The following is a 15229-nucleotide window of genomic DNA, read 5'->3' on the forward strand; positions in this document are numbered from 1 at the left end:
GGCGGCGGCGCCAGATCGTTGACGGGCGGAGCCATCAGGCTGGTTGCGGACTTCACGACGACCTTGGCGGACCGTGCGCCATCGCTGATCCGGAACTGACCGGCGGTGACGGCGAGCGCTTCGGATTCGCTGTTCAGGTTGCGCGCTGCGGCCGACGTTTGCTCGACCATGGCGGCATTCTGCTGCGTCGCCTGATCCATGTTGTTCACGGCAACGCTGATCTGGGTGATCGCAGAGGCCTGCGCCTGGTTGTCGGACGCCATGCCGCCGAGCAGCTGGTGCACTTCGCCCACGCCTTCTGAAATCCCGGCCAGAGCACCATCGACCCGCTGCACGGCTTCTACCGCGGTGACAATGTCGGTCTGCGTCACCGTCAGCTGATCACGGGCGCGCTTGGCTTCCTCTTCGGCGCGCATTGCAAGCGCGCTGACCAGATCGGCCACGACAGCGAAACCACGGCCCGCATCGCCTGCACGGCCTGCCTCCACGGCAGCATTCATGGCCAGAACCCGGGTCTGGAACGCGATCTTGTCGACACCCTCGATGACCTCGTCGATGCCCTTGGCGCTTTCGCGAACACGGCTCATGGCGCGCACGGCTTCGTCAGCCACGCCCCGGCCGCCCGAGACGGTGCTGATCGCCTCGTCCGCACGCGTCACAGTGCGGCTGGCCGCTTCGGCGGTCGCCTTGATGCGGCCATCGATCTGCGTCAGCGCAGCCGAGGTCTCCTCCAGGCTGGCCGCATTGCTCTCGGTCCGGCGGGCCAGATCTTCCGAAGCCTGCGCGATCTCGTTCGACCCGGTGCGAAGGCTGTGCGAGCTCTCGATCACAGAGCCGATCAGTTGGCGAAGGTTGATAAGAGCAGCGTTGAAGTTGCTCCGCAGATCAACATAAGAAGGCGGGAACTCGGCCTTGATCTCCGCGGTCAGGTCGCCTTGCGACACGCTGGCGAGCTTTTCGGAAACGGTATCGACCACGAACTTCTGGTCCGCGTCGGCCTTGGCTTTCGCAACCGCCGCCTTTTCCTGAGCAATGGCTGCATCCCGGAAAACCAACACGGCTTTTGCCATGGAACCTACCTCGTCGCCGCGGTCGGTTCCATCCACTTCGACTGAGTTGTTGCCGTCGGCCAGACTACGCATCGTATCCTGGAGGCGACCGAGCGGCGCAGAGATCAACTTGCGTGAAGCAAGTGCTGCAACAGCAATGCCGCTCGCGACGCTGACGACGCTGATCACGAGCATCCAAAACGACATGGAAGTCGCGTATTCATCAAGCGCATCCGTCTGCACGTCGCCATCAGCCACGCGCTTCTTGTTCAATGTCGAGTAGCTGGTGGAAAGGCCCTGCATCTGACCGTCGGCCTCCTGCAGCACGCGACCGGCTTCCTCCGTTCGATTGGCGAGGCTCAGCGCAATGCCGCGAGAAACGGTGGCGTGTAGATCGTCGAACTGCTTGCGGAGTTCGGGCATCTTGTCGGCCAACGCCGGATCAGTCTCTGAAGCCTCATCCAGGTTCTGGCTGCCAGCCTCGTAGGCCTTCTGCAATTCCTCTGCGGCCGCACGAGCCTGCACGCTAGCGCCAGGGTACGCGTAAGCCCGGTATCCGCTATAGCCCATCTCGACCGCCCTACGGTTGGCCCGCGCGAGATCGGAGGTCGCGGGGAGCGTCTGGTCGGCAAGGACGGTATAGTCGTCATTGATCGCACTGATCGTGCTGTAGCTGAGGATCGCCAGGCCCAGAGTGACGACGCCTAGCATGATTAGCAGGCTTGCCACCTTTCCGGCGATCTTCATGTTGCTGATGAAGCTCATGAACTATCCTTCATAGGTCGGCGCACCGCGTTAGGCGATGCAACTCACCTGAATCTTATAGGAAAGTTGGCCGGCAAAGCCGGCCACAGGGGCAGGTTTTTCGTTACAATCAGCGGCTCAACCGATTGCTCCTATGCGGGTGCAAGGGGAGCGGCGTGCGGTCCACACCCTGTGTGCTAGCCGTCGTCGACAATCCGGCGCAATCAGCCAGCGCTCACTCGATGGGGATCAAGCCTGCGGCGAAGGAGATACGCAGCGCTTCGGAAAGGCTGCCCACCTCCAGCTTGTCCATGAGCTTGGACCGGTGAATCTCCACCGTACGTGGACTGATCTCAAGCTCATGCGCGATGACTTTGTTCGGGCGCCCCCGTATCAGGCCATCCAGCACCGCCTTTTCCCGCCCCGAAAGGCGCTCAATCTTGGCTTGCGCCGCCGCCACGCGCGCGTCTGCGGCACGGTTCCGCTCCAGCCTTTCGAACGCAGCGTCTACAATGTCGAGCAGCCGTTCCGGCTCGTAGGGCTTCTCCAGAAAGTCGATTGCGCCAGCGCGCATAGCTTCCATTGCCAAGCTCACACTCGCGTGACCGGTGAGCATGATCGTGAGGAACCTGCTGCGATCCGTCGCGCGCAGCACCTCGACACCGCTCACTCCCGGCATGTGATAGTCGACGAGCAACACCCCAGGATCAAGCTCATCCACTTGCTCAAGGAAGGCGCTGCCGGACCGGTAGCAATGAATCAAAAGATTGGAGTGGATGGCCAGAAGCGCGCGAAGGGAGTCTCGGACCGAATCGTCGTCATCGACTATGTAAATCGCGCGAGTAGCCACCGTTTACATCTTCCCGTCTGTTGTCGGAACGATCTGGCGGAGCCTCCTGCCAGGCGGCCTGATACCTTCATGCAGCATGTCGCCCCTGCGCACCTCCACCGCCCGGTAGCGAAATGGGAGCCCCCTGCGTGCATCAGCGCTGGTGGCATTCCGAGTGCCGGGTCCATGTTTGAAGACGCCCGTGCCCACCGATCGTTCCTCCCCCAAAGTCAAAATCTCCCTCGCCTTTCTGGCCGTTGTGGACACCTTGCAATGCCGAGAGGAGAATTCCAAGCCACTTACAATAACTTGCCCAAACAGAATGGCCGCGCCAGATTACGTCCTGACGCGGCCACCGAGAGTGCTGAAAAGAGCGTCACCAGGTGAAGGCACGGCCCTCACCCATGTCGCAGATATCAGGCAGCGAGAGATCCGCGCATGATGGGCTGGGTAGCCGCGACCAGAGACTCTGCGCGAATTTCGGCAGAAAGCGCAACCGTAGGCGCTCCCTCGGAGCCATCGACCGCGACCACGCGCAGAATGCGGTTGTGGGGCTGGGCCGCATCCGGAAGAATGCTGACCTTGCTCTCGGCGGCGATCTGCGGAACGACGGCGGCTGCAGCGTGCGCGGGCGTGCCTTTTGCGGCTTTGGCGGCGGGAACACCGTATTCCGCCATGATGGCGAAACGGGGCTGCGTAGATGCAAGCTCAGCCAGTCCTTTGGTTGCGCGCTTGCTGATCTGACGGATCTGCTCCTTGGTGATACCCGTGCTCACGCCGACTTCGTCGAGCGTCGCTTCTTCGAACACCCGGCGCTCCAGGATCTCACGATCACGTGCCAGCTTTTCTTCGAGCTTCTGCACCTCTGTGGGGTCGAGACGGCTGAAGGCAGACCGCGAGCCAGTCTGAGCCTCGAGCTGACGCAGGGCGCGCTTGGGCTGAGGGCGACGGCGAAGCTGCTCCAGGCCCGCTGTGCGATTGTGACGGACATACTCTTCGAGAAGCGCGTCGGTGCTGCGCTTTGCGAGGTAATCAGAAGCAGCGCTCTCGGTGAGGGCCAGTGCGCCCTCGTCCTCGATCAGACCCTCGATCGACGTTTCCTCGCCATCAGGGCCACTCGCCGCCGCGTGGAGAGACACGGTCGTCGCTTCGACCTTCTTGGCCGATGCGCGCTGGTCGGTCATCAGGCGGAAACGCAGGCTCTGGAGTTCGCCGCGCAACTGCCAGTTAACGAACGTGGTAAACTGCGCCTTGGTCGGATCGTAACCTTCAATCGCGCGGTGCACGCCTATGGCGCAGCACTGCTCGGCATCTTCCCAGTGGGCCACCAAGCCATACTGCCGGATGAAGTGGCGTATGCGCGGAGCAATCAACTTCAGGATCTTGGCGAATGCCTTATCAACATTTGCCCGCTGCCGAGCGGTCTGCCGCTCCCCCTCATTTGCACGGTTCTCAATAACCGTTGCAACAGCGGCTTCCAAAGCGATGGTGATCTTGGACATTGGAGCTAAATTTCCGGTTACCTTGGAGCCGACCCCCCGTCGTCTCCGTGACCGCTCAATGCTCCACGCGTCCTCAATGGGGAGTAATCATTCCCATTAGTAGGATCCCCTAGTCAGTTCTCTCAGGCGAACCGGTCCGGGTTGATCCGGCGCTCGGTGTATGACGTCAGCCAGCGCCGATGCGCGTCGGTGGCGTTGCCTGCTTCCATGAGCCGGCGTGACGCTTCCGCGGGCCCGACCTGAGCTGCCAAAAGCCGGCGGGCACGGGCAGGATCTAGCCCTCCGTTCAGAAACTTAGCAGCATCCGAAGGCCCAAGATGATGTCCCAGATAAGCCGCGCGGGCAACACTCTCAACGTCCCTATCAACGTTAACGCCGACCCGCTTGAGACGGTTAAGATTACCGCGTGCGTAGTCTGCGATCGTCTGGATCGAAGCTTCCGGGTCGTAACGCAGGGAAAGAAGTGAACTGCGCGACTCTCGCGTCACTTGCCCCGAATCGTTAAGCCAGCCGCGCCGATTCGCTTCCTCATTCAGCCATGTGCCCGGGCGCTCGGCCTCAGCCTCCCAGGTTCCGCTAAGAAATTGCCCGAGTCCCGCTGCGCTAGAGCGCGGATTGCGGGAATGGATATTCCAGCTCCCGTCGCGCGCTCTCCCGGCTTCTGCATCGATGATAGAAGCAAGCGCCGTAGCAGGTATCCCCGTGCGCTCCGCGGCCCGAGAGATTGAATCAGCATGGCGCACGTTGGGGCCGAGCGCATCGGCGCGCAACGTGTCGTCCGAAACGGTCACCGTCGATGTCGTGGGCGCGTCCTCAACGGGTGCATGTGCACTTTCGGGCAACTGTTGCACTTTACCGGCGGCAGGAGTCGATCCCATGTCGCTCATCAGCGCCAGCAGCGCGTCGAGGCCGCTTCGACCGCCGACTGATTCGCTCCAATTGGCGCTCTGGGCGTTCCGCTCGTGCTCATCGCCCAGAGCGGCGCGCCAGAGACCCTGCGCCAGTTCTGACTGCGCTTGCCTGTAGATCAGGTCAGCCCTTTGCGAGGGTGTCAGGGCTGAAAGCTGGGTCCTGTCGATCATCTACGCCGCCCGGCAGCAACCCGCGCGCTGCGAAGTCTGGTAAGGAAGTCGACCGCCGAACGATCATCTATGGCAGATTGTTCGGCGCCTTCGATGCGCCGTGTCTCGGCGTCGCGATAGCGAGTGGCCGCGCCCTCGATGGCATTCAAGGAGCCATACACCTCGCGCGCCTGCGTGCGCAGCCACGTAACCTTCGCGTCGATCTCGCGCTGGCTTTCTTCCAGCTGGGATTTCTCCGCATGCATTCTGGCGAAATATGCGGTGGCCGGAAGGTCGAACCCGTCAGCGGCAATGCTGCGTTCCCGATTCACATCGTGTTCGAGCTCGGCCTGTCGGCGCTCCACCTCGGTAAGTCGGCCGATCTCGACGCCGATGGAAATACGGATCTGGTCGACTTCGCGGCGCTGAAGGCCGATCGCGGAGCAATAAGGGGTCCTCATGCCGTGACGTCCTCATTCTCTGTGGTTGTCTCTAGCTCAGTTGTGGGCTCGAGGATTTCGCGGAGGGCGGCGAAGCTCTCGGCACGGAAGCCCTGCGCATCCTTGCCCTGCCCCAGCAGTGCCTCCACGCGTGGGGCGAGGGCGATGGCGCGGTCCACCACTGGGCTCGCTCCTGCTTTATAGGCGCCAAGCCGGACCATCTCTTCCATATCGGAATAAAGTGAGAGAACGCTGCGCGCGCCAAGTCGCAGGGCATTCTCTTCCTCGGTGTGGGCGCGCGGCAATGTGCGCGAGACCGACTTCAGCAGGTCGATCGCGGGGTACCGGCCGCGTTCGGCAATGCGCCGGCTCATCACCACGTGCCCATCGAGGACGCCTCGCACGGCGTCGGCAACCGGCTCGTTGTGGTCGTCGCCGTCGACCAGGACCGTAAAGAGGCCGGTGATGCTTCCTTGTCCCGCGAGACCCGGACCAGCTCGCTCCAGAAGCCGCGGCAGTTCGGCGAAAACCGTCGGTGTGTAGCCCTTCGTCGCGGGCGGCTCGCCCGAAGCGAGGCCGATCTCACGCTGCGCCATGGCAAAGCGGGTGACCGAGTCCATCAGGCACAACACGTTCAGCCCCTGGTCGCGAAAGTGCTCGGCGATGGCGAGCGTCGTCCAGGCGGCCTGGCGCCGCATCAGCGCAGGCTCATCGGAAGTGGCGACTACCACGACCGAACGCGCAAGCCCCTCTGGCCCAAGATCGTCCTCGACGAATTCCTGCACCTCGCGGCCACGCTCGCCGATAAGACCGATCACGGCCACATCGCACTGAGTCCAGCGCGCCAGCATGGAAAGGAGCACCGACTTGCCAACGCCGGAGCCGGCGAAAAGGCCAAGGCGCTGCCCGCGACACAGTGGTGCAAAGATGTCGAGCGAGCGCACGCCGGTATCGATCTTTTCTCCGACGCGGCCGCGAGCGGCTGCGGGGGGCGGCGATGCCTTGACCGCGCGCGGGACAGGGCCTGCTGCAAGCGGCCCCTTGCCGTCGATCGCGCGGCCAAGACCGTCGACCATGCGGCCAAGCCAGCTGTCATCAGGCCGGATGCCGAAGCGTGCCGCCACCAGATCCGCCCTTGATCCGGAGGCGACGCCCTGCGGGTCGCGAAAGGGCATGCAGTGGGCGATGTCGTGGTCCAGACCAGTCACTTCGGCCTCTACGGCCCCGGTCTCCGTCGCGATCTCGACGCGCGATCCAATCTGAGCAGCTCCGGAGAGGCCAGCGACTTCGATCAGCGCCCCGCGCACCGCCACCACTTTGCCGAAACGGCAATCGGGCGTCAGTTCGCGGATCGCGCTCGCGACGGATGCGATGCTTGGCATGAAGTTGGTCCTGCCTTGAGGATCGAAGCGCTGCTAAAGCTCAGGCCGCAGCGTCGAGTCCGCTCGAAGGGGCACCCTGCTTTTCCTCAGCCGACGCCGAGCCTTGTTCTTCCAGAAGCGCTGCTTCCACCTGCATCAGCTGGCGGCAATCTCTTAGTGCCTTGTAGAACTGCAGTTGCGCGACATGCTGTCCGAAGGACAACGCGTGCGTAGCCGCTTCCGGCGTGGCGAGAACCGCCATCACCTGCCGAAGCGCTTCGAGAATGCGGTCCTGGTGCCCCTCGCCACCGGCGGGGTCGACGTAAGCCATCATCGTGTGAAAATACAGCTGCCGAGCCGGCGTGGTCGCCTCCTCCGGAGCCATCACTTCACGGCCACGCATGACCGACACCTTGTTCTCGACAACGATCTCGGTCCGGCCAACCGCCCTCATGACGGCGCCGTTAACGACGACCTTCTCGCCATCGCGCAGTGAAATCCGAAGCATGCGGTGATCCTCTTGGTGCTTGTCTTAAGTATAGGACGCAGCCCGGTCTTCCGGGCGCAGCACCACGAATTTTTACCGAGAAGCAGCCCCTCTCCGACTCCGTCCTATAATTGCATTGCAGGCGGCGGCATTCGGCCGCGCGCACCATCTCTCCAAGGGAGACCGCTGTTGAGCCTTTATTCCGCACTTTATTCGGGCGTTTCCGGCCTCAGCGCCCAGTCGTCCGCCATGGCGACCGTCGCCGATAACATCACCAACATCAACACGATCGGCTACAAGGGCGTGACGGCGGAGTTCCGCACGATGGTGACGGACGGCCGACTGGGCAACTCCTATTCGGCCGGTGGGGTATCCGCTGCGCCGCAGGCGACGATCTCTAAGCAGGGCCTGCTCCAGGCGTCAGCAAGCGGCACGGATCTGGGGGTCGATGGCGCAGGGTTCTTCGTGACCCGGACCGGCAGCGGCGCCGACGCTGACCTCGCCTTTACCCGTGCGGGCTCATTCAAGCCGGATCTTGAAGGCTATCTGCGCAACACCAGCGGCTTCTATCTCCAGGGCTGGCGGCTCGATGCGCAAGGTGATCCTATCAGCACCACGAACTTGGAAGCAGTGCGCGTTAGCGAGCTGACCGGGTCGGCGGCAGCAACCGGCCGCATCCAGCTTCGCGCAAATCTGGCATCGGGTGAGACGGAGTATACCGGCGCATACACGGCCGGCAATATGGCATCGGGCACGGTGACTCCGCACTTCACACATACGGTCGACGTCTATGATGCGCAGGGAAGCGTCCATACCGTCAAGCTGTCATACGTCAAAACCGCCCCTAACACCTGGAAGGGTGAAATCTACGCGGTTCCGGCTTCGGATGTCACCGCAGCGGGCGGGCTTCTCGCCAGTGGCGACGTCGTCTTCAATGCGGACGGAAGTCTCAACCGCACCGCCTCTTCGAGCGCGCTTTTCGATACCCTCAACGTCAACTGGACGAACGGAGCCGGCTCCGAGCCGATCGCGCTGGCACTCGGCACGAATGGTCAGCTCGACGGTCTGACCCAGTTCTCCGGTCAGTCGAACCGCATTTCGTCCTCGGAAGACGGAGGGCTGCTCGGCACGATTGCGTCGGTCGAGATATCGGCTGACGGCAAGGTGAGCGCGATCTTCTCGGACGGCACGGCACGCGCCGTATTCCAGCTGCCTCTCGCGACCTTCCAGAACCCGGATGGTCTCACCCGCCTGTCGGGCAATGCTTTCATTACCTCGAGCGCGTCCGGCAACTACGCGATCAACACTCCGGGCCAGCTTGGAGCGGGCAACATCAAGGCTGGCACTCTGGAGGCTTCCAATGTCGATCTGGCACAGGAATTCACCAACATGATCCGCTTCCAGCGGGCGTATAGCGCCTCGTCGAAGATCATCACCACGGTGGACGATATGCTGCAGGAACTTGGCAATCTGAAGCGCTGATAGGCTTCTCGACTGACCACCCGCCGCTCGATCAGGAAAAAGTCACGTGTCACTAAACGATATCTTGGGGTCAGCTCTGTCTGGTCTCGGTGCTTCGCAGTCCGGTCTGCGAACCGTCTCCGCCAACATCGCGAACGTGAACACGCCTGGCTATGCCCGCGAGCGTGTCTCGCTCTCGACCGGAGTTACATCTGGTCGAGTGAGTGGCGTGGTGGTCAGCGAACCCGATCGCGTTGCAGACCGGTTTCTTGAAGCGACGGTCTACCGCCGCTCCGGTGAAATGGGCCGGGCCGAGATCACCTCAAGCTATCTCGATCGCCTGCAATCCATGCTCGGGACACCTGGAGCACCGTCCGGCCTTTCTGCCCGGCTGGATGCGATTACCAGTGCCGCGGTCGCCATGACCGGATCACCCGGATCCGAGCAGACGCTGGCGGCTTTCACTCAGCAGATCGGTGACGCGATCTCGACGATGCAGCAGCTGGACAGCGACGTGGCTTCGCTACGGGCAGACGTAGAGACGGAAGTCGGTCACACCATTGAAACCGCGAACGGCCTTCTGAAGCGTATCCACGAGCTCAACGACACGGTAGCCCAGCTCAACGGTCTCGGCCGCAGCTCGGCAGGCGCCGCCGACCAGCGCATGACCGCGCTGGAAGATCTCAGTAAGCTAATGAACGTGACAGTTCGCGAGCAGCCCGATGGGCGCGTTACCATCGATACCGCGTCGGGTGCGGTTCTACTCGACCGTAGGCTGCGTCAGCTCTCCTACCCGGTGGTGGGCCAAGGCGTGGCCCAGCCGACATATCCTCCGATCGACATCCGCTTTGCCGATGGAGCATCAACGGGCGAACGCATCGATTCCGCCGGGGTTGGTGGCAAGCTGGGCGGCCTGATCGATCTTCGCGACCGGGCGCTTCCGCAGTTCGCAGATCAGGTCGGTGTCCTCTTCGGCGGCCTTGCCGAAACGCTGAATGCGGCGGCCAACGAGGGAACTTCGGTTCCCGCACCCGCTTCTTTGGAGGGGCGGCAGACCGGCCTCATCGGAACCGACCGTCTTGGCTTCACCGGCCAGGCAACCTTCGCGGTTCTCGACGCAGGCGGCAAGGTCGTTGCCAAAACGGATGTCGACTTCAGCACAGTTTCGCCACCAACCATTGATGGTGCGGTCGCAAGGATCAACGCCGGACTAGGCGGCGCGGGCACGGCCTCCTTCGTCAACGGCAAGCTGACCATCAGCGCAAATGGATCGGGAAACGGTATAGCCATCGGACAGGATCCGGCGCAGCCCAGCGATCGCGCGGGTGCAGGCTTCTCTCACTTTTTCGGCCTCAACGACATCGTGCGCAGCGATGACAGCGCACTGGTGCCCTCTGGCCTTCAGCTGGGCGACCCACACGGGTTCACGAGCGGCCAGACAACCCAGCTCGTACTCCGCGATGCAAGCGGGCGCTCCCTCGTTCGCTACACTCTGTCGCCTGCCTCGGGCGGCACGGTGGGTGACCTCGTCAATGACTTGAACAACAACAGTCCTCTGAAGGACTATGGATCCTTTTCACTCGACGATCGTGGACGTTTCCAGTTCAAGCCCGACGCGGCCTTGAGCGGTGCTTCGCTCAGTATACCGGCGGACTCGACCGATCGTTTTGGCACGGGACGCTCTTTCTCAGCGCTCGCTGGCCTAACGGGCGCATCCAGCGGACTTTCGCGCGCGGAGGTCCTACCGGTACTGGTGGGAACACCAAGGCGGCTTCCCCTTGCCCGCCTCGACACGACCGCCTTACCGGGCGAGAAGGCAGTCGGCGCGGGTGACGTTCGCGGTGCGACGGCGTTCGTCAACAAGCTCGCGAAGCCGACCGACTTTGGCAAGGACGGCAGTTCCACCATCGAGCGTTTCGCTAGCGGTGTTCTGGGGCGCGCGGCCACGCAGGCAGCACAGGCCGAGGCGTCGATGACCGATGCCACTGCCCGCCGCGACGATGCAGCCAATCGCCGGGACTCTTTCTCTGGCGTGAACATCGATGAAGAACTCGCGCAGTTGATCGTTTTCCAGAACAGCTATTCCGCGTCGGCACGGGTGATGACCACGGCCACGCAGATGTACGACACGCTCATCGCAATGGTGGGTTGAAAGGACCGATAGAATGACCAGGGTTGCTTCCATTCCGATGCAGCGCACGATGCTCGATGCCATCCAGCGCTCGCAACAGAAGGTCTCCGCCACGCAGCTCCAACTCGCCTCGGGCAGGAAAGCGCAGAATTATGCCGACCTGGGCACGGAAGCGGTGCGCACTCTATCCGCACATTCGCTTCTTGCCCGGCAGGATGCACATGGAACTGTCACCAAGCGGCTAGGCACCACACTGGCGATCCAGGATGCCAACATCTCCAATATTGAGTCGGCCTCTGAATCGATGCGGGTCGAGATGCTCAAGGCTGTCGGAACGGGACAGTCTGCGGGCCTTCAGGAGGCGATTGACGCAGCATTTCAGCAGGTGCGTTCGGCGCTGAACGCCGACGAGGGCGGGCTGCCCCTGTTCGCCGGGTCGCGCACCGAAGAACTGCCATTCAAACCCGAAACCCTCGCCGAACTTGCCGGCACCCCCGCCGCCGAAGTGTTCGGCAACGATCGCATTCGCGCCTCGGCCCGTGTTTCAGAAGGCCTCGATGTAGAGTTCGGGGTGGTAGCAAGCGATCTCGGCTCCAAAATCATGGAGGGCTTCCGCACTCTCGCAGGGTTGGCACCGATCGGGGAAAAGGTGTCGGAGGCGCAGATCTCCACTCTGAGAGACGCCGTGAAGCAGATCGAGAGTGGTCTGACCGACATCCGCTCGATCAACGCCGAGAACGGACGCAAGCAAGCGCAGATCGAAGATCTGGGCGTGCGCGCCGAGGATCGTTCAATCCTGCTGAAGGAACTGATCTCGCGCAGTGAGGATGCCGATCTGGCCGAAGTCGCTTCCGAGCTCACCATGCGCCGGACTGTGCTGGAAGCATCCTATTCGGTATTTTCGCAACTTTCTGGGCTCAGCCTCGTTCGTTACCTGAACTGAGCGAAAGTACCCTGCCCCCTTGTCCCCGATCCGGCCTCTCTCATCGAGAGAGGCCGGATTTCTTTTGCGCGCGTGACACGCACAACACGTAAGCTCTCGGGACACAAGCAGGCAGACCACTCACATGGTCCGCACTCATTTGCTTTCGGGAGAAGGTCGGCAGGGGAGGCTGGGCGACGGCGTCGCTCTCGATCCCCTGTCAGGCAACTGCGACGTAGTCCGCCTTCAGTTGCGAATGCTCGAGCCGCGCGGCGAGTGACTGCGGTGTCAGAGTACGCCCTATGGGTTCGATCCAGTTGCCATAGGCGTGGCAGCGCGCGATCAAATGGGTTTCATACGTGGGCCAGCATGTCAGCAGGAGCTGCACTTCGTCCCTCAGGGGAGTCCATTCAAAGCTGATCCAGGTAAGCGGACGCTCACGCGTTGCGCGCGCACCAGCGTCGGTGATCGTGTCCAGAACGTGCTGGCGTTCCGGCATGCTCAGGTACTGCAGGACCATCGAGTGGAACACCACCCGACATACGCCGTCCTCCTGTGGGTCTGCAAGGCGATCGGAAAGCCAGGTGACAGCGTTGCCTCTCTCCACAGCCGGCTTGTGTACCCGCGCCATCGCAAGGGCCTGCTCAAGCCGCCGAGCGCGGCGGGGCTGATCCGCCCACACAAAGCAGAGAAGACGTTCTCGCGTTGCTTCGTCGCACGCATTCAGCGGATTGAGATCGACCCCCCGCGCACTGATCACCTTGATCGGCGCTGCGACTGGCGGCTCACCGCGCCATTCAGGCTCTACCAGGATGGGCGAACCGAGGTCGCCAGCCATGGTGCCGCCAAGGTTATATGCGTAACGTGCCAGATTAAGGTTGAGCCCACAGCTCGACCCGAGTTCGAGGAGCTCGAAAGGAAGGCCGAGCTGGCGACGCGCAGTCATCAACGCCGTCGCAATCGCAGCCGCTCGGCCCGTTTCGTTGGTCTGCGGCGTGTGGCGCATCCATTCGCAGATGAACCTGTCTTCCGCCCTGAGAGCAGCTGCGATTGCCTCGTCGAAGTGCTGATGCTCACCGCCGTAAAGCGCCGTCAGATCCGGGCGATCGCCACGCCGGGCGATCGCATGAAGGGCAGCGTTGAATCGCATCGCGAGGGCCGCGGCGGACGGATCTGCCCAGCCGTTTATCAGGTCAGCCGTCAGCGGGGCATGCCTCAACTGACGGTGACCGGCTTCGAGTACGGCCGCAACAAATGGGGAGCCCAGCTCCCGTGCAACCTTGGACTGGCGCCAAAGCTCGCCGCTTTCGGTGACGCAGGCGATTCTGTTCATCAACATGAGTAGGTTCAGTGCCAGACCTGCTCGGCATGGCCGTTCGCCCGGCGAACCAGCGCGAGTTCAACTGAAGGCCCTTCAAGACTGGAACCCGTGCGGTGTATACCACCGGTACCGTTCCCCACGTTGAAGCGGCTCGCCTGATCCGACAACGCCGTGACTTCGCTCGCCAGCTGGCGGGCGGCAGCCGAGGTCTGCTCGACCATGGCGGCATTGCGCTGTGTCGATTGATCCATCGACCCGATCGCCACGTTGACCTCGGTAATCGCCGTCGATTGCGCCACGTTGTCGCTCGCCATCTGGCTGAGCAACTGGTGCACATCGCCCACGCCCGAAGAAATGTCGGCCAGAGCGCAATCGACTTTCTGCACCGCATCAACGGCAGCAGCGATGTCGCTCTGCGTCTCTGTCAGCTGGCCGCGCGCGCGCCCTGCCTCTTCCTCGGCCCGCATCGCGAGTGCCGAAACGAGATCGGCAACAACCGCGAAACCCCGCCCGGCTTCACCGGCACGCCCTGCCTCGACAGCAGCGTTCATGGCGAGAACGCGCGTCTGGAAGGCGATCTTGTCCAAACCTTCGATGACGCTGTCGATGCCCTTCGCACTGTCGGACACCCGCGTCATGGCCTGTACGGCCTCGTCCGCGGTAGACCGGCCACCGGTGACGCTCAGCATCGTGCCATCGGCACGCTCGACCGTCAGGGTTGCGGCCTCGGCAGTTGCCTTGAGGCGGCCGTCCATTTGCGTAATGGTCGCGGAGGTTTCCTCCAGGCTTGCGGCGTTGGCCTGTGTACGACGGGCCAGATCCTCTGCAGCCTGTGCAATTTCCGTCGATCCGGTGCGGATCGAGCTGGCCGATTCCATCACCGAGGAGATCAGGTCGCGAAGTGCGACTACGGCGGCATTGAAGTTTGTCTTCACGGTCGAATAATCGCCCGGGAAGTCGCGCGTAATCTCCGCCGTCAGGTTGCCGGCGGCAAGCTCTGAAAGGTGCGAGGAAATGGTCTCGACGACCATCTTCTGATCAGCCTCCGCCTTCGCATTGGCCGCTTCGGCAGCCTGCTTGGCCACGGCGGCATCGCGGAACACGAGAACTGCGCGAGCCATGTCTCCCAGCTCATCGCCGCGGTCCGTATCGGGGACATCGACGTCGTTCTTACCGGCCGCAAGATCACCCATTGTCTTGGTGAGATCAGCAACGGGGCGCGCAATCAGGCGGCTGAGCAACAAGGCAAGCGTAACTGCAATACCGATGAGGAAGATGCCGCCGATGATCAGCACGGTCATCGCGCTGGCAATGGCGCCTTCCTGCCGCTCGGAGTTCTCTGCGATCTGCGCCACTTCGGCATCGCGGATCTCGCGCAACGGCAGCACCGCGTCAGAGACCATCACGGTCTTGCCAGCGGCACGCACTGCATTGGCAGCGCCCTCGCGGTCACCGGCCTGGACGCGGGCGATCAGGCGATCGCCCCAGTTCTTGCGCCACTTAAGAGTCTCTTCGCGCGACTTGAGCAGCGCGGCCTTCAGCGCTGGGTCAGTCAGGTCCTGCTCCAATTCCTTGGAGATGCGGTCGTAATCGTCTCGGCCTTCGTAATAGGATTTCAGATACGATGAGTCACCTGTGACCAGATAACCGCGAAACTGGCTGTTCTGACGAAGTATCGCAGTATCCAGGGCCAGCGCTTTCGCATGCCGCTCCTGACTCGCATTGTTCATGTCCGTCGAGTTGCTGATCATGCTGATGTTCATGAAGAAAACGATCATCATGATCGCGGCGGATGCACAGATCGTGAGGAAGGAAAGGCCCAGCTTCCTCGGGATCTTCATGGATTTAAACATCTTGCTGACTCTCGATTTTGTGTTCGTTCATTCACGATGAGCCGGACGCGCCAGGCGCGTCCGGCTTC

At 62.5% G+C, this 15229-nt stretch carries 12 protein-coding genes; 3 read left to right on the plus strand and 9 right to left on the minus strand.

What is annotated here, in order from left to right; all coding sequences use genetic code 11:
• The 7 genes from ABUH87_RS04725 to ABUH87_RS04755 form a co-directional block, all read right to left on the minus strand.
• The coding region (locus tag ABUH87_RS04725; RefSeq protein ID WP_367770385.1) for a methyl-accepting chemotaxis protein at window positions 1–1814 on the minus strand (1814 nt) is incomplete at its 3' end.
• A gap of 214 nt (window positions 1815–2028) precedes the next feature.
• A complete protein-coding gene (locus ABUH87_RS04730; protein WP_367770388.1) occupies window positions 2029–2643 on the minus strand; it encodes a response regulator transcription factor in 615 nt (204 codons plus the stop codon).
• 395 nt (window positions 2644–3038) lie between these two features.
• Window positions 3039–4124, minus strand: coding sequence for a sigma-70 family RNA polymerase sigma factor (locus tag ABUH87_RS04735; protein ID WP_367770401.1), 1086 nt, complete (start codon window positions 4122–4124; stop codon window positions 3039–3041).
• 122 nt (window positions 4125–4246) lie between these two features.
• A complete protein-coding gene (locus ABUH87_RS04740) occupies window positions 4247–5206 on the minus strand; it encodes a peptidoglycan-binding protein (RefSeq protein ID WP_367770404.1) in 960 nt (319 codons plus the stop codon).
• The gene (locus tag ABUH87_RS04745; RefSeq protein ID WP_367770407.1) at window positions 5203–5646 is read right to left on the minus strand and encodes a hypothetical protein; all 444 of its coding nucleotides are present in this window, start codon (window positions 5644–5646) and stop codon (window positions 5203–5205) included. The genes ABUH87_RS04740 and ABUH87_RS04745 overlap by 4 nt, the downstream gene beginning before the upstream one ends.
• Window positions 5643–7007: a flagellar protein export ATPase FliI gene (fliI, locus tag ABUH87_RS04750; protein ID WP_367770410.1), complete on the minus strand. Its 1365-nt coding sequence runs from the start codon at window positions 7005–7007 to the stop codon at window positions 5643–5645. Before fliI ends, ABUH87_RS04745 begins: the two co-directional genes overlap by 4 nt.
• A 40-nt stretch (window positions 7008–7047) precedes the next feature.
• A complete protein-coding gene (locus ABUH87_RS04755; protein WP_367770413.1) occupies window positions 7048–7494 on the minus strand; it encodes a flagellar biosynthesis repressor FlbT in 447 nt (148 codons plus the stop codon).
• 168 nt (window positions 7495–7662) lie between these two features.
• Here ABUH87_RS04755 and flgE point away from each other — a divergent pair, with 168 nt between their 5' ends.
• The 3 genes from flgE to ABUH87_RS04770 are packed head-to-tail and all read left to right on the plus strand — an operon-like array spanning window position 7663 to window position 12008.
• On the plus strand, window positions 7663–8955 hold the full coding sequence (gene flgE / locus ABUH87_RS04760) for a flagellar hook protein FlgE (protein WP_367770416.1): 1293 nt from the start codon (window positions 7663–7665) through the stop codon (window positions 8953–8955).
• A 46-nt stretch (window positions 8956–9001) separates the two neighbouring features.
• Entirely contained in the window at window positions 9002–11086 is a 2085-nt protein-coding gene (gene flgK / locus ABUH87_RS04765; RefSeq protein WP_367770419.1) for a flagellar hook-associated protein FlgK, read from the plus strand.
• Window positions 11087–11099: 13 nt separating this feature from the next.
• Complete coding sequence (locus ABUH87_RS04770) at window positions 11100–12008, plus strand: flagellin (protein WP_367770422.1); 909 nt, start codon at window positions 11100–11102, stop codon at window positions 12006–12008.
• Between the two features lie 199 nt (window positions 12009–12207).
• Here ABUH87_RS04770 and ABUH87_RS04775 read toward each other — a convergent pair whose 3' ends face one another.
• Entirely contained in the window at window positions 12208–13326 is a 1119-nt protein-coding gene (locus ABUH87_RS04775) for a DUF2332 domain-containing protein (RefSeq protein ID WP_367770429.1), read from the minus strand.
• 8 nt (window positions 13327–13334) lie between these two features.
• Complete coding sequence (locus ABUH87_RS04780) at window positions 13335–15161, minus strand: methyl-accepting chemotaxis protein (protein ID WP_367770432.1); 1827 nt, start codon at window positions 15159–15161, stop codon at window positions 13335–13337.
• Window positions 15162–15229 lie beyond the last annotated feature (68 nt).

It is taken from the genome of Novosphingobium rhizovicinum (assembly GCF_040813635.1).
Classification (GTDB): Bacteria; Pseudomonadota; Alphaproteobacteria; order Sphingomonadales; family Sphingomonadaceae; genus Novosphingobium; species Novosphingobium rhizovicinum.

What these genes read in the sequence shown, in the direction of transcription:
- ABUH87_RS04775 (WP_367770429.1), bottom strand. Translation starts at nt 13,326, where the DNA reads ATGTTGATGAACAGAATCGCCTGCGTCACCGAAAGCGGCGAGCTTTGG.
- ABUH87_RS04780 (WP_367770432.1), bottom strand. Translation starts at nt 15,161, where the DNA reads ATGTTTAAATCCATGAAGATCCCGAGGAAGCTGGGCCTTTCCTTCCTC.
- ABUH87_RS04770 (WP_367770422.1), top strand. Translation starts at nt 11,100, where the DNA reads ATGACCAGGGTTGCTTCCATTCCGATGCAGCGCACGATGCTCGATGCC.
- ABUH87_RS04740 (WP_367770404.1), bottom strand. Translation starts at nt 5,206, where the DNA reads ATGATCGACAGGACCCAGCTTTCAGCCCTGACACCCTCGCAAAGGGCT.
- fliI (WP_367770410.1), bottom strand. Translation starts at nt 7,007, where the DNA reads ATGCCAAGCATCGCATCCGTCGCGAGCGCGATCCGCGAACTGACGCCC.
- ABUH87_RS04755 (WP_367770413.1), bottom strand. Translation starts at nt 7,494, where the DNA reads ATGCTTCGGATTTCACTGCGCGATGGCGAGAAGGTCGTCGTTAACGGC.
- ABUH87_RS04735 (WP_367770401.1), bottom strand. Translation starts at nt 4,124, where the DNA reads ATGTCCAAGATCACCATCGCTTTGGAAGCCGCTGTTGCAACGGTTATT.
- ABUH87_RS04745 (WP_367770407.1), bottom strand. Translation starts at nt 5,646, where the DNA reads ATGAGGACCCCTTATTGCTCCGCGATCGGCCTTCAGCGCCGCGAAGTC.